This is a genomic window from Aeromicrobium sp. (assembly GCF_036676885.1).
Lineage (GTDB): Bacteria > Actinomycetota > Actinomycetes > Propionibacteriales > Nocardioidaceae > Aeromicrobium.
Map to the genome: position 1 here is coordinate 1 of NZ_JAKFCB010000140.1, position 13,319 is coordinate 13,319.

General features: G+C 68.6%; 14 protein-coding genes, 1 tRNA gene and 1 pseudogene. 12 read left to right on the top strand and 4 right to left on the bottom strand.

All coding sequences use genetic code 11. From position 1 onward, the window contains the following. Positions 1–241 (top strand): TMEM164 family acyltransferase (locus V6M46_RS07030; protein WP_332663261.1); only part of this gene is annotated, 241 nt, incomplete at its 5' end. 21 nt (positions 242–262) lie between these two features. On the opposite strand, the gene V6M46_RS07035 is transcribed toward V6M46_RS07030, so the two are convergent. The 3 genes from V6M46_RS07035 to V6M46_RS07045 all read right to left on the bottom strand — a co-directional run bounded on the left by V6M46_RS07035 (position 263) and on the right by V6M46_RS07045 (position 4,067). Further along, positions 263–1,588, bottom strand: coding sequence for an HNH endonuclease signature motif containing protein (locus V6M46_RS07035; protein ID WP_332663263.1), 1,326 nt, complete (start codon positions 1,586–1,588; stop codon positions 263–265). Between the two features lie 158 nt (positions 1,589–1,746). Next, on the bottom strand, positions 1,747–2,679 hold the full coding sequence (locus tag V6M46_RS07040) for a DUF3592 domain-containing protein (RefSeq protein ID WP_332663265.1): 933 nt from the start codon (positions 2,677–2,679) through the stop codon (positions 1,747–1,749). Further along, entirely contained in the window at positions 2,676–4,067 is a 1,392-nt protein-coding gene (locus tag V6M46_RS07045; protein WP_332663266.1) for a hypothetical protein, read from the bottom strand. The genes V6M46_RS07040 and V6M46_RS07045 overlap by 4 nt, the downstream gene beginning before the upstream one ends. Positions 4,068–4,216: 149 nt before the next feature. Here V6M46_RS07045 and V6M46_RS07050 point away from each other — a divergent pair, with 149 nt between their 5' ends. From V6M46_RS07050 to V6M46_RS07095, 10 genes and pseudogenes are all read left to right on the top strand, one after another. Beyond that, positions 4,217–4,585 carry an NADH-quinone oxidoreductase subunit A gene (locus V6M46_RS07050; RefSeq protein WP_332663268.1) on the top strand — a complete coding sequence of 123 codons (369 nt, stop codon included), beginning with the start codon at positions 4,217–4,219 and terminating at the stop codon, positions 4,583–4,585. Then, positions 4,573–5,145 carry an NADH-quinone oxidoreductase subunit B gene (locus V6M46_RS07055; RefSeq protein WP_332663270.1) on the top strand — a complete coding sequence of 191 codons (573 nt, stop codon included), beginning with the start codon at positions 4,573–4,575 and terminating at the stop codon, positions 5,143–5,145. Before V6M46_RS07050 ends, V6M46_RS07055 begins: the two co-directional genes overlap by 13 nt. Continuing rightward, positions 5,142–5,765, top strand: coding sequence for an NADH-quinone oxidoreductase subunit C (locus V6M46_RS07060; protein ID WP_332663272.1), 624 nt, complete (start codon positions 5,142–5,144; stop codon positions 5,763–5,765). Before V6M46_RS07055 ends, V6M46_RS07060 begins: the two co-directional genes overlap by 4 nt. Then, positions 5,758–6,726 (top strand): complex I subunit 1/NuoH family protein, encoded by a 969-nt coding sequence (locus tag V6M46_RS07065; RefSeq protein WP_332663274.1) that lies wholly within the window; start codon positions 5,758–5,760, stop codon positions 6,724–6,726. The genes V6M46_RS07060 and V6M46_RS07065 overlap by 8 nt, the downstream gene beginning before the upstream one ends. Positions 6,727–6,854: 128 nt before the next feature. Continuing rightward, a pseudogene (locus V6M46_RS07070) lies at positions 6,855–7,079 on the top strand (4Fe-4S binding protein); the annotation flags it as partial. A 191-nt stretch (positions 7,080–7,270) separates the two neighbouring features. Beyond that, positions 7,271–7,768, top strand: a complete 498-nt coding sequence (locus V6M46_RS07075) for an NADH-quinone oxidoreductase subunit J family protein (protein ID WP_332663275.1) — start codon at positions 7,271–7,273, stop codon at positions 7,766–7,768. Further along, entirely contained in the window at positions 7,768–8,067 is a 300-nt protein-coding gene (nuoK, locus tag V6M46_RS07080) for an NADH-quinone oxidoreductase subunit NuoK (protein WP_442880466.1), read from the top strand. Before V6M46_RS07075 ends, nuoK begins: the two co-directional genes overlap by 1 nt. After that, positions 8,064–9,749, top strand: a complete 1,686-nt coding sequence (locus V6M46_RS07085; RefSeq protein ID WP_332663276.1) for an NADH-quinone oxidoreductase subunit 5 family protein — start codon at positions 8,064–8,066, stop codon at positions 9,747–9,749. The genes nuoK and V6M46_RS07085 overlap by 4 nt, the downstream gene beginning before the upstream one ends. Next, positions 9,746–11,242 carry a complex I subunit 4 family protein gene (locus V6M46_RS07090; RefSeq protein WP_332663278.1) on the top strand — a complete coding sequence of 499 codons (1,497 nt, stop codon included), beginning with the start codon at positions 9,746–9,748 and terminating at the stop codon, positions 11,240–11,242. The genes V6M46_RS07085 and V6M46_RS07090 overlap by 4 nt, the downstream gene beginning before the upstream one ends. Continuing rightward, complete coding sequence (locus V6M46_RS07095; RefSeq protein WP_332663280.1) at positions 11,239–12,657, top strand: NADH-quinone oxidoreductase subunit N; 1,419 nt, start codon at positions 11,239–11,241, stop codon at positions 12,655–12,657. Before V6M46_RS07090 ends, V6M46_RS07095 begins: the two co-directional genes overlap by 4 nt. Here V6M46_RS07095 and V6M46_RS07100 read toward each other — a convergent pair. Then, entirely contained in the window at positions 12,654–13,145 is a 492-nt protein-coding gene (locus V6M46_RS07100) for a YajQ family cyclic di-GMP-binding protein (protein ID WP_332663281.1), read from the bottom strand. The genes V6M46_RS07095 and V6M46_RS07100 overlap by 4 nt on opposite strands. Before the next feature lie 91 nt (positions 13,146–13,236). On the opposite strand from V6M46_RS07100, the gene V6M46_RS07105 reads away from it, so the two are divergent. Beyond that, a tRNA-Tyr gene (locus V6M46_RS07105) sits at positions 13,237–13,318 on the top strand. Position 13,319: the final 1 nt, after the last annotated feature.

Below are 13,319 nucleotides of genomic sequence, written 5' to 3' on the forward strand. Positions count from 1 at the left end.
CGTCGCGATCACGCTGGTCTGGGCCGTCAGCGTGTACGTCTTCAACGTCATCGCCGACACCAACTACGGCTACCTCAACCGTCTGCCGAAGAGCTCGTCCCTGCTGGACTACCTCGGCCCGTGGCCGCTGTACGTCGTCCTCGAGATCGCGATCGTCGCGATCGTGTGGGCCCTGCTGACCTGGCCGTGGGTCCGCGTTGCGGCCCGGTCGGAGGAGGGCAGACAGGTGCCGCCCCTGTAGGTCCCTGAGCTCGTCGAAGGCTCAGGGTCGCCAGCGGTGGTTGCGTTTCCAGGTGTCGGATCCGGGTCTGCGGTATTCGGGGTGGCCGTCGGTGGGTGACATCCGGATGGCCCATCCTTCGTGGCCAGTGTTGTCGTGGATGGTGCGGTGGTGGAAGGGGCAGATCAGGACGCCGTCGTCGAGTCTGGTGTCGGATCCGTCGGCCCATCTCATCCGCCAGTGGTGGGCTTCGCATTGCTCGGGTGGCTTGTCGCATCCGGGAAAGGTGCAGCCGCCGTCGCGGGCTTCGAGTGCTTGCTTTTGCGCTTTGGTGAACACGCGTTGCTCGTGGCCGTGGTCCAGCGGGAGGGACTTGCCGCCGAAGACTTGGGGGATGATGCCTGCGTTGCAGGCCATCAGCCTGGCCTGGGAGGCCGAGATGCGGGTGCCGGTGGACAGGGTGGCGGCCTTGAGGCCGTGGATCAGGGTGTCGTGGTCGAGCCGGACGATCAGGGTGGCGCCGAGTCCGCCTTTGCCGGGGAGCTTGTCGCCGGGCAGGTGGTTGCACAGCTCGGCGAATCCCATGCCGAGGCGGTGCCGGTATTCGAGGTCCTTGTCGTAGTACGACTCCGCCGCTGGGGTGCCTTCGTGCAGGTGGTCGCGTTTGGGTGCGCAGATCGCCTGGATCGCGGCCATCAGCTGTTCGCCCTGGGCTTCGGGGATGCGGAACCCGCCACGGCAGGTGCCGTCGCCGTCGTTGGCCATCCAGAACTCCGAGCGCCGCCAGGCGTCCTTCTCCTGGCGCTCCAACGAGTGGTTCTCGTCCTGGTCGACCTCGGGTGCGGGTTTGAACTGGTCGGTGATCCGCTTGGACCGGCTGCGCAGGTCCTTCAACGAGAACCGGCCGGCGTCACCGATCAGGGTGTCCTCGCACGCCTCCCGCTGCGCCTCGGTGGTGTCCTCGGGCAGGTCGGCCACGGCGTTGGCGATGATCGCCGCCTGCGACGGGCCGATCTCACCGCGAGCCAACGCGTCCTCGGTCCGCGACGCCGCTTCGAGCGCTTTGCCCATCGCGACCATCTGGTCGCCGGCCCGCTTGTCACCACCGAACGACCCCGCCAGCATCGCACCGGTCGACGACGCACCCCGGGACTTGGCCAACCCCGAGGCGTCCAAGGCCCGAGCCGCCGCCACCTGCTGCGCCTTGACCCTGGCTTCGACCCGCAGGAGCTCCTGGCTCAACTGCGCGATCGTCGCCGGCTCCAGCCCATCCCAGGCGGCCACCGGCATCTGGTCCAGGGCGTCCTTGATCGCCGCGACACCGCACACCAACGGGTGCGGGAGCGACACGACAGGAGCAACAGACACAAGACGTCCTCAAAGATGCTGGCGCAGCAGGTTTGAAGACGCGAATGCGTGTAAGTGAAAACCCGACCACCGTGGTCGACGCTGACCCCAACATTACAAGAACGCAGTGACATTGTCGAACACCTGTTCGAATACTGAGAGGGGTTGTGAGCTGCGCGTCAGCGCCGGGCCCCCTGCAGCGCCCAGAAGTTGACGGCCGCCGCAGCGCCGAGGAGGGCACCCATCCACAGCAGTGTCCGGTTGCCCTCTGCAAGCCCCGGCACTGCGCCCGCGCCAGCGCCGATGGCCGCCATCACCCCGAGGACCCGGATCCAAGGATCGGCGAATGCCCCCGACCCGCCGACCACCAGATCGCTGGTCGACTCCCGTACGTCGACGTACGGCACTGCGTCGCGTGGCAGCGACTTCCGGAGGCGGCCCACGGGCGTGAGCCTCGTACCGTCATCGAACGTCACCAGCGCCGAGCTCGCACCCCGCGAGACATGAGCAGACAGCGTTCGTGGCACGTCCTCGAGCGCGGGATGCCACATGACGCGTTGCACGTGCCGTGCATCCCCATCGCCGGTCCGTACCCACATGCGCCGAAGCGGCTCGGCCGCGAGGTCGACCCCGTGGGGCAGCGAGCTGAACACCTCGACGCCGACGTACGACGAGGCGTGGCGGCGGGCAGCGCGGATCCGGACCAGACGGACTGCCCACCACAGCAGGACGATGGCGGGAAGCAGGAGCGGGGCGTACGCCGACACCCACAGGTCGTCCGAAGCGGAGGTCTCTTCGGGGTTGGCAGGGAACGCGCGACCCTCGGGATGCTGGGGGTCGTAGGCGACCTCGAATGCTGCACCCTTGCGGTAGTCGTCGTAGACCGAGAACCTCGAGACGTGGGCCCGGCCCTCGCCATCTGCCCACCTCACCCGGACGTCGTCATATTCGCCGAGTCCGGTCTCGACGACCCGGCCGCTGGCCGATCCGGTCGCCGCGTCGAGCTTGGACTGATAGTCACCGAGGCGAAGCTGGCCGACCGTGGCGCACACAACTGCTGCCATGATCGCCAGACCGACTGCCACGCGAACGGGGGCGGTGGTCGACCTCATGCCACACCGTCGAGCGCCGCAGCATCCGTCAGGGGGCGCAGTCTGGTCGCGTCGCCGGTTCGTGCGGCAGCATCGACCACGTCGAGCACGTCGATGCGTTCCCCGTCCGGGGACACCAGGATGTGCGGGAGCCATCGGTTGCCGCGTGTCCATCCGGCACCGGCCAACGGCACCATCAGCGCGGTCCCGACACAGCTCACGAGCACGCCGGAGCGAGCGGCTTCCCGCTCGGCGTCGACGAGATCGGTGATCTCCGGCTCGAGCCGGTCGGCGAGCAGCCGCCAGGTTCCCGCCTCGATCTGGTCGGCGGAGCTGTGAAGCGCGGCGTGGATGCGTTGCTCACCGGTGGCCTCCCGGAGTGCGGCATGGGCCTGCTCGGCATCGGGGTCGAAGCGTCCTGCTGGTCCGTCCAGTACGAGGCCCGGTGTGAGCTCGTTGTCCTTGTCGTCGAGGCCGAACACCGTCGACAGGCTCCACGCCGACAGACGATCCGGGTTGCGGAGCCCCACCGGCGAACCCTCGATCCGGGAATGTGGGCCGCCGGGAAGCAACCGTTCCATGCGGCCCTGGATGGAGGGGTAATCGTCCTCGCCATTGTCGATCTCGCGCGCGAAGTTGGCGTCGATCCACGCGATCACCTCCGGATCAGAGATGGCCAGCCCGGCCGCACTGAAGAGGTCCTGCGGATAACGACCCTCGTCGACGAGCACGCCGCACCAGTGATCCACCACGGTGTCGAACAGCTCGTCGATCTGGGAGGTGCGGCGAAGTGACGAGACGACGGCGCTCGGGCCGAGTGCCGCAGCCGCGGCAGCGTCCGCGTCGTACTCGTGCTCGAGAGTGAAGGGCCGGGTGGCAGCAAGCAGCAGGCCGGTCAAGAAGGGGACCCGCCACGCGCCCTCCAGTCCGTTGCGCGCGCCGGCCAGAGCCCGGTCCAAGGGTGTGGCCAAGTGGTCGGAATGGGCGAGCTCGTGGACGATCACCGCGCTGAGCTCCTCGACGGTCATGAACGCGAGCATGGGCCGGCCGAGCTCCAGGACGTACACGATCCGCCCGCGGAGACGGCGAACGCTCAGGCTCGCGTCGTTGCCGGGTCCCATGCGCAGCAGCAGCGGAGCGGTCATCCCGTGCTGAGAGGCGAGTCGCTGCACCAGCGCGACCAGCTCAGGCTCGTCGTCCGCCCGCAGGGCAAGTCCCTCGGGAGTCGTCGGCGACATCAACATCAGGACGCCCCAGGCGACGGCCCCGGCCAACAAGAACCAGACCCCGAAGTACCACGTCACGGCGAGGACCGCGACTGTCGCGACGATCATGAGGGACCGCGCAACGAGGTTCATCGCGAGTACGAGTGCCCAGCCGCGTACCCCGCGGTTCATCTTCGACGACATGTGGATCGGACCCTCTCCCTCTGCAAAGGCCACGAGCATACTGAGGAACCAGCGAATCGGCGGAGGGTTCGGCGAAGATCACTCGGCCGAGGCGCGGCCCGGTCGCGCCAAGCGCACCAACGAGCACGGATCTTCCCTAGAGTGTCTCCATGGGCGCCTACCTCGACGACTACACCGCGGTGGGAGTCATCATCGTGGCCGGCGTCGTGCTCGCGACCGGGATGCTCGGCGTCAACCGGCTGATGCGCCCGCGAGTCGCGGCGCGCGAGAAGCTGCTGACGTACGAGTCGGGCGTCGACCCGGTCGGTGCCGGCTGGGCGCAGTCGACGGTCCGCTACTACGTCTATGCGTTCCTCTACGTGATCTTCGCCGTCGACGCGGTCTTCCTGTTCCCGTGGGCCGTCGTGCTCGAGGAGATCGGCCGCGCCGCAGCGGTCGAGATGGGCATCTTCATCGGCATCCTCGTGGTGGGTCTCGTGTACGCCTGGCGCAAGGGGGTGCTGTCGTGGACGTCGTAGGAGCTGTCGACCTGCCGATGCCGACCCTGGCCCCGCCGACGCTCGGCGCGGTCTCGGCGCACGCCCCCAAGCCCGCGCGCTACCTGCTCAACTGGGGCCGCAAGTACTCCCTCTGGGTCTTCAACTTCGGCCTCGCCTGTTGCGCGATCGAGTTCATCGCGACGTCGATGTCGCGGCACGACTTCATCCGCCTCGGTGTCATCCCGTTCGCGCCCGGCCCCCGCCAGGCCGACCTCATGGTCGTGTCGGGGACCGTCACGGACAAGATGGCGCCGGCGATCAAGCGGCTCTACGACCAGATGCCCGAGCCCAAGTACGTCATCAGCTTCGGCTCCTGCGCCAACTCCGGGGGGCCCTACTGGGACTCCTACTGCGTCACCAAGGGCGTCGACCAGATCATCCCCGTCGACGTGTACGTCCCGGGGTGCCCGCCGCGACCCGAGGCCCTGCTCAACGGCATCGTGACGCTGCAGGACAAGATCGCCGGCGAGAACCTCGCCGACCGCTACCGCCGACCGGCGACCTCGCTGCTGAGCCCTCGTATGGAGGCGCCGGAGTGACGCTGGAGGACAACGGCTTCGGCCCGCCGCACCGCGTCGTGGAGGCAGCCGAGTGGCACGACGCCGCCGCGGGGCTGAAGCGCGACGGCTACACGTACTTCGACTGGCTCTCCGCGGTCGACGAGCACCCCGAGGGTTTCCGGCTGGTGCTGCACGTGGCCCGGGTCAGGCCGCTTGACCACCTCCTCCTGGCGACGTACGTCGACCGTGACTCGGCATCGGTCGCGTCGATCGTCGACGTCTACGCCGGTGCGGCGTGGCACGAGCGCGAGACCCACGAGATGTTCGGCATCGACTTCCCTTCGGCAGGCTCAGGACAAGCGGCGAAGCTCGATCCCTTGCTCCTGCCGGACGGGTTCGAGGGGCATCCGCTGCGCAAGGAGTTCGTGCTCGCGTCGCGTGTCGTCAAGCCGTGGCCCGGCGCCAAGGAGCCGGGGGAGAGCGACGCCGAGTCGACCCACTCGCCGGGCCGCAGGCGGATCAAGCCGCCGGGCGTACCCGACCCCGAGGAATGGGGTCCGGGCAAGGTGGCGCCCCCACCGCCCCCACCGCCCCCTAGCGAGGCCGCCCGCGGCCAAGCAGGAGGGAGCGCAGCGACCGAAGGGGACTCCGATGGCTGATGTCATCGACGCGGTCCTGCGCTGCCTCGTCGTGCTCGCGGTGTTCATGGTGTTCCCGCTGGTCGTCGGCCAGATGGAGCACAAGGCCATGGCGCACATGCAGAGCCGGGTCGGGCCCATGAAGGCCGGCGCCTTCCACGGCTGGGCCCAGCTCGTCGCCGACGGCGTCAAGTTCGTCCAGAAGGAGAGCATCACGCCGGCCGCGGCCGACCGCAAGGTCTTCGAGCTCGCCCCCGCCGTCGCCCTCGTGCCCTACCTCGTGGCGATGCTCGCGATCCCGCTCGGCCCGTTCTTCGGCCAGGCCAACCTCATCGGCCAGGACCTCGACCTCGGCCTGTTCTTCGTGCTCGCCGCGATGAGCGTCGGCGTGCTGGGCACCCTGATGGGCGGCCTCGGCAGCGGCAACAAGTACTCCTACATCGGCGGCATGCGCGTCGCCGCGCAGCTCATGTCGTACGAGCTGCCGATGGTCCTCGCCGCCGCCAGCGTCGCGATGGCGGCCGGCACGCTGTCGCTGGTCGGCATCGCGGAGCAGTGGGAGCCGTGGTGGCTGATCGCACAGCTGCCCGGCCTCGTCGTGTTCTTCGTCGCGGGCCTCGCCGAGCTGCAGCGCCCGCCGTTCGACGCGCCGCTGGCCGACGCCGAGCTCGTCATGGGTCCGCTGACCGAGTACGGCGGCATGCGCTTCGCGATGTTCCTGCTGGCCGAGTACGCCGGCATCGTCGTGCTCGCGGCGCTGACCACGGTGCTGTTCCTCGGCGGATGGGCCGGCCCGTTCTCCGACCACCTCGGCTGGCTCTGGACGCTGGTCAAGGTCATGGCGGTCTCGTTCCTCGTCATCTGGGCCCGCGTCGCGTACCCGCGGCTCCGCGAGGACCAGGTCAACTCGCTGGCGTGGAAGGTCCTCGTGCCCGTCGCGCTGGCGCAGATCACCCTGACGACCTTCCTGGTGGTGTGGTGAACATGAGCCTCTTCGGAAACGGCCTGCTGCAGGGCCTGAGGGTCACGCTCAAGAACCTGACCCGGCGGTCCGTCACGGCGCACTACCCCGACGTCGAGCCCGACCTGCCGGCCCGCAGCCGTGGCGTCATCGCGCTGCAGGAGGAGAACTGCACGTCCTGCATGCTGTGCGCCCGTGAATGCCCCTCGTGGTGCATCACGATCGACTCGCACAAGGAGACGATCCCGGCGACGACCGAGGGCGGACGCGACCGCAGCCAGAACGTGCTCGACACGTTCGACATCGACTACTCGCTCTGCATGTACTGCAGCATCTGCATCGAGGTCTGCCCGTTCGACGCATTGCACTGGTCGCCGGAGTTCGCGTACGCCGAGGGTGACATCGTCGACCTGACGCACGACATGAACCGCCTGCGCGAGTGGATGTGGACCGTCCCGCCGCCGCAGGCGCTCGACCCCGGTGCCGAGCCGTCCAAGGAGCTCGCCGCGTGGGAAGCGAAGCAATCGCAACCAGACCACCGCGGTGAGAGTCCGGAGGACTCCGAGTGACCGCGACCGAGATCATCTTCCTGCTGTTCGCCGCCGTCGCCGTCGGGTCGGCGCTGCTCGCGATGACGACCAAGCAGCTCGTGCACTCGGCCCTGTGGCTCGTCGTGACGCTCGGCGCCGTCGCGGGCTGCTTCGTGCTGATGACCGCCGAGTTCGTCGCGTGGGTCCAGGTCCTGGTCTATGTCGGCTCGGTCGTGGTGCTCGTGATCTTCGCGCTGATGCTGACCCGCCAGCAGTCGACGATCTCTGCCGAGGTCACCGGCAACCGGTGGACCGCTGCCGTGCTGGGGCTCGTCGCCGCGGTCGGCCTCGGTGCGACCGTCGTCAGCGGCTTCCACGGCGAGCGCATCGAGGGCAACCGCATCGGCACGGCCCGCTCGCTCGGCGAGGCGATCTTCAACGACTGGGTCCTGCCGTTCGAGATCCTCAGCGGTGTCCTGCTGGCCGCCCTCATCGGTGCCATCGTCATCTCCCGGTCGGGAACCGAACGCTGATGCCGCTGCTCTATCCGCTCGTGCTCTCCGCTGCGCTGTTCGGCATCGGGCTCTACGGTGTCCTCGCCCGGCGGAACGCCGTCCTGATGCTGCTCGGCGTCGAGCTGATGCTCAACGCGGTCAACCTCAACCTGGTCGCGTTCGACGCGTGGTTCGCGGACCAGATCCACACCGGCCAGGTCCTCACGCTGTTCACGATCACGCTCGCGGCGGCCGAGATCGGCCTCGGGCTGGCGATCGTCCTCGCGCTGTTCCGGGCCGTGCGTACGGTCGACGTCGACGAGGTCGGTGCCGAGTGAGATCACGGTGGCTGTATGTCGTCCTGACCGCCGCGCTCGCCGTGGCGGTCGCCGTGTGGGCCATCCCGCACCTCGACGGCGACCCGTCGACGAAGGTCTGGGTCGAGGGCAACGACCTGCTCGGCATCTCGCTCGCCACGCACGTCGACCGCCTCGCCGCCCAGGTCCTGCTGCTCGCGGCCGGGGTCGGCCTGCTGGTGCAGATCTACTCGACGGCATACCTCGGCCATCACCCGCGCTACCGGTCGTACGCCCTCGTCATCATCCTGTTCCTGCTCGGCATGTTCGCGGTCGTCGCGGCCGACGACCTGTTCGTCCTGCTGATCGGGTGGGAGGTCATGGGGCTGTGCTCCTACCTGCTGATCGGCCACGAGTGGGAGACCGCGATCGCCCGCTCCGGCGCCGCGAAGGCATTCCTCATGACCAGGGTCGCCGACCTCGGCCTGCTCGTCGGGATCCTGGTGATCGGTCAGACGTACGGGACCTATCGCATCAGCGAGGTGCTGGCGCAGGAGCCCAAGAACGCCACGGCGATCGGCCTGCTGCTGCTCGTCGCGGTGGTCGGCAAGTCAGCGCAGTTCCCGCTGCACACGTGGCTGCCCGACGCGATGCCCGGCCCGACGCCCATCACGGCGCTGATCCACGCCGCCACCATGGTCGCCGCGGGTGTCTACCTCGTCGCCCGGCTGCTGCCGATCCTCGTGGCCTCGGAGCTCGTCATGACGCTGCTCGCACTCATCGCGGCGGTCACGATGCTCCTCGGGGCGCTGTTCGCCCTCGTGCAGAGCGACCTCAAGCGGGCCCTCGCGTGGTCGACGGTCAGCCAGCTCGCGTTCATGTTCGCGGCCCTGTCAGCCGGCGATGCTGATGCGGGCAGCGATCACCTGCTGTCGCACGGTGCGTTCAAGGCCCTGCTGTTCCTCGGTTGCGGCTGCGTCATGCACGCCGTCGGGTCGAGCGCGCTGTCCGCGATGGGCGGCCTGCGGCTGCGTATGCCGGTCACGTTCTGGAGCATGACGATCGGCTTCGCCGCCCTTGCCGGTGTCGTCCCGACGGTCGGCTTCTTCACGAAGGACTCGGTGCTGGCCGCGCTCGAGCACGGCCGCGAGGACGGGCCGTTGCCCGGCGGTGTCGCGCTCCTGGTGTTCGGCATCGCGCTGCTGACCTCGTTCATCACCGCGGCCTACGCCACCAGGCTCTGGCTGCTGGCCTTCCTGGTCCCGGCTCCAGAAGGTCGGGCCGAGGCGCACGAAGCGCCGCGCGCCATGACCGGCCCGATCATCGTGCTCGCGGTGGCGACGTTCGCTCTGTCGATCGGCCAGCCGTTCCACCTCGGCATCGGCGTGCTGTCCACCGTGGTCGCGGCGGCGGGTATCGCCGTCGTCCTGGTGGCCTGGAAGCGCCGGCGCGATGTCGACCTCGCCGCACCGTGGCTGATCTCCGAGCTCTGGCTCGATCGCCCGTACGCGCTGTGGATCCCGGCGACGATGCGTTCGTCGGCCCGCGCGATCGTCGACGTCGACCGTGACGGCATCGATGCCTACTCGCAGGGCTCGGCCGGGGCGGCTCAGCTGGTTTCGCGGATCCTTGCCCTGGTGCAGTCCGGCAACGTCCAGCGCTATGCGACGGTCATCGCCGCTGGCGTCATCGTCTTCACGGCAGCGGCGGTGGTGTTGGCATGATCACCGCTGCGCTCACGATCCCGTTCGTCGTCGGCCTCGCCCTGCTGTTCCTGCGCAAGCTCGTCGCCGGGCGTACGGCCGCATGGCTCGGCACGGTCGCTATGACAGCCGCGCTCGTGCTGTTCGCGCTCGTGTGGGAGGGCAAGGACAAGATCTCCGGCGAGGTCGACGTCGCGTGGATCGACCCGCTCGGCGCCCGCCTGCACCTCGGCGCGACGGCCCTGTCGTGGCCGTTCCTGCTCATGACGGCGTTCATCGGCGTGCTGTGCTGCGTGTGGCTCATTGCGGACGACACCGCGCCGGCCCTGGTCGGGCTCGTGCTGATCATCAGCGCGTCGTCGCTCGGGGTGTTCGCGTCGCTCGACCTCCTGCTGTTCTTCGTGTTCTTCGAGCTCGCGTTGATCCCGATGTGGTTCGTCATCGCCTGGTGGGGGAGTTCCACAGTCCGCTCGTCGGGTCACCTCGACGACGGATCGGGTTTCAAGAACGTTCCAGCGGAAGTGACCGCGCGGAGCGCGGCGACCCGGTTCCTGCTGTTCACGGTCACCGGGTCGGCATTGTTGTTGGTGGGGATCGTGCTGGTCGCCCGCGACAGCCGATCGCTCCAGCTCACCGAGATCGGCGGCGGTCCCCTCGCAGCGGCGATCCTGATCGTCCTCGGCTTCGCGGTCAAGACGCCGCTCGTGCCGTTGCATACGTGGCTGCCCGATGCGCACAGCAAGGCGCCGACGGTGGGGTCGGTGCTGCTCGCTGCGGTGTTCCTCAAGCTCGGCACGTACGGGCTGATCATCACGTCAACGCTGCTCAGCGAGTCGTTCGCCGACGTCGCTCCTTACGTCGCCGGCGCCGGCGTCGTCGGCATCATCTGGTCGGCGCTGGCCTGCTACGCCCAGGACGACCTCAAGCGGCTGATCGCCTTCTCGAGCATCGGCCACATGGGCTTCGTCGCCCTTGCGATTTCGACCATGACCGACATCGGCATCGCCGCCGCGGTGTTCGGCTCGGTGGCACACGGCCTGGTCACAGGACTGCTGTTCTTCCTGTCCGGCTCCCTCAAGGACCGTTTCGGCACTGCCTCGATGCGGGTCATCGGGCGCGGGCTCTACGCCCGTACGCCGTGGCTCGCGGTGGCGTTCGTGTTCGCCGCGGTCGCCAGCCTCGGCCTGCCCGGACTCGCCGGATTCTGGGGCGAGCTGCTGTCGCTGCGCGCGGCGTACGAGGTCGGTGACGTGCTGAGCAAGCCGTACGCGTGGACGGTCCTCGGCTTCGCGGTGCTCGGTGTCGCGCTCACCACGGCGTACTTCGTCCGCGCGATCCGCCTGCTCGCCCAGGGTGAGCCGGTCGCGCAGGACGTCGACCGCGACCTCGACCTGCGTGAGTCGGTCGTCGGCTTCGCCTTGGTCGCGTCGATCGTCGTGCTCGGGCTGGCGCCGGGCTTGATCGTCGGCCTGTACGACTTCCAGCCGGTCGCTGTGGGGGCGGTGACGCCGTGAACATCCCCGTGGACTGGGCCGTCGTCGGCCCGGCCGTCATCATCTCGATCGGTGCGCTGGTCGCGTTGCTCGTCGATGCGTTCTACCACCGCCGTACGTGGCTGGGCTCCGGTCTGCCGGCCGGCATCGCGCTGGTCTGGGCCGGATTCGAGCTGTTCCGCCTCCACGACGACATCGTCCTGCTCCCCATGGGCGAGCTGATGTTCGCGCTGTCGCTGATCATCCTCGGCGGCACGCTCGTCGTCGTGGTGGCGTCGAACGTCATGAACTTCGAGAACGCGATGCCGCCGGGGGAGTATCACTTCCTGCTGCTCGCCGCCGCTGCCGGCGCCCTGATGATGGTCGCCGCGCGCGACCTGGTCACGCTCGTCGTCGCGCTCGAGCTGTTGTCGCTGCCGTCGATCGCCCTCGTCGGGCTGCGGCAGGGCGATCGCCGGGCCATCCGGTCGGCGTGGACATTCTTCCTCGCCTCGGTGGTGTCGACCGCGGTCACGCTGATGGGCATCTCGTTGCTCTACGGCATCGCCGGGACCCTCGCCTATGAAGGCATCGACGAAGGGCTGCGCGACACGGACATGCCGGAGGGCGTCGTCGCCGTCGCGGTCGTGCTGACGATCATCGGGCTGCTGTTCAAGCTCGGGGCGGTGCCGTTCCATGTCTGGATCCCCGACACGTACCTCGGCGCACCGATCATGGTGGCGGGCTTCCTGTCGTCGGTGTCCAAGGCCGCTTCGCTCGGTGCCGTCTTCACCCTCCTGGCGATCGCCCTGCCCGAGGCATTCGACACCACGTCTGCGCTCCTTGCGGTCGTCGCCGCGGTGACCATGACGGTCGGCAACCTGGGCGCGCTGAGGCAGACCAACGCGATCGGGATGCTGGCCTGGTCGTCGATCGCGCAGGCCGGCTTCCTGATCGTGCCGGCCGCCGTGTTCACCCGCTTCGGGGAGGACTCGGCCGTGCAGTACCTCGCGGTCTACGTGCTCGCCAACCTCGTCGCGTTCGCCGCGCTCGCTGTCGTGCTCCGGCTGCGCGGCAGCACGGACTACAGCGAGCTCAAGGGCCTCGCCCGTACGGACCCGCCGACCGGTGTGCCGCTCGTGATGGCGGCGCTGACCCTCGCCGGATTCCCCCCTGCGGTGATCGGCCTGGTCACGAAGTACGTCGTCATCCGGCCCGCCATCGAGGCCGGCGAGACCTGGCTCGCGGTGGTCATGGCGATCAACGTGATGCTCGGCCTCGCGTACTACCTGCGGTTCGTCGCGGTGCTCGTCGACCGGCCCGCGGTCGACGACCCGTACCGGAGCCCGTCGCCGCCGGTCTCGATCCGCATCTCCAAGGCCGCCGTGCTGGTCGGCACCGCCGGCCTGGTCGCCCTGAGCGCCTGGCCCGACCTCCTGCTGTCCAACCTGCCCTAGCGGTAGTTGACGAACTGCACGGCGAAGTCGAGGTCGGCGCCCTTGACCAGCGCGATGACCTCCTGCAGGTCGTCGCGCTTCTTGCTGCTGACCCGGAGCTCGTCGCCCTGGATCTGGACCTTGACGCCCTTGGGGCCTTCGTCGCGGATCAGCTTGGAGACCTTCTTGGCCTGCTCCTGGCTGATGCCCTCGGTGATCGTCGAGGTCAGGCGGACCTCCTTGCCGGACTGGCGGGGCTCACCCTCCTCGAGGGTCTTGAGCGAGATGCCGCGCTTGATCAGCTTGTCCTTGAAGACGTCGAGGATCGCCAGGGCCCGCTCGTCGGCGTTGGCCTTGATCTCGATGCCGAACTCACCGCTCCACTCGATCGCTGCGCCGGTGTTCTTGAAGTCGTACCGGGTCGCGATCTCCTTGGCCGCCTGGTTGAGCGCGTTGTCGACCTCCTGGCGGTCGATCTTGTTGACGATGTCGAAGGAAGAGTCGGCCATGAGTGCTCCTGGTGTTGCGCCGCGGGGATCTGATTTCTCTCACCCTAATCGGCTGCGATAGTCTTGCTTGTCGTTGCCCCGGCAACACCCCGGCAGGTTGCCCGAGTGGCCAAAGGGATCTGACTGTAAATCAGACGGCTCAGCCTACGCAGGTTCGAACCCTGCACCTGCCAC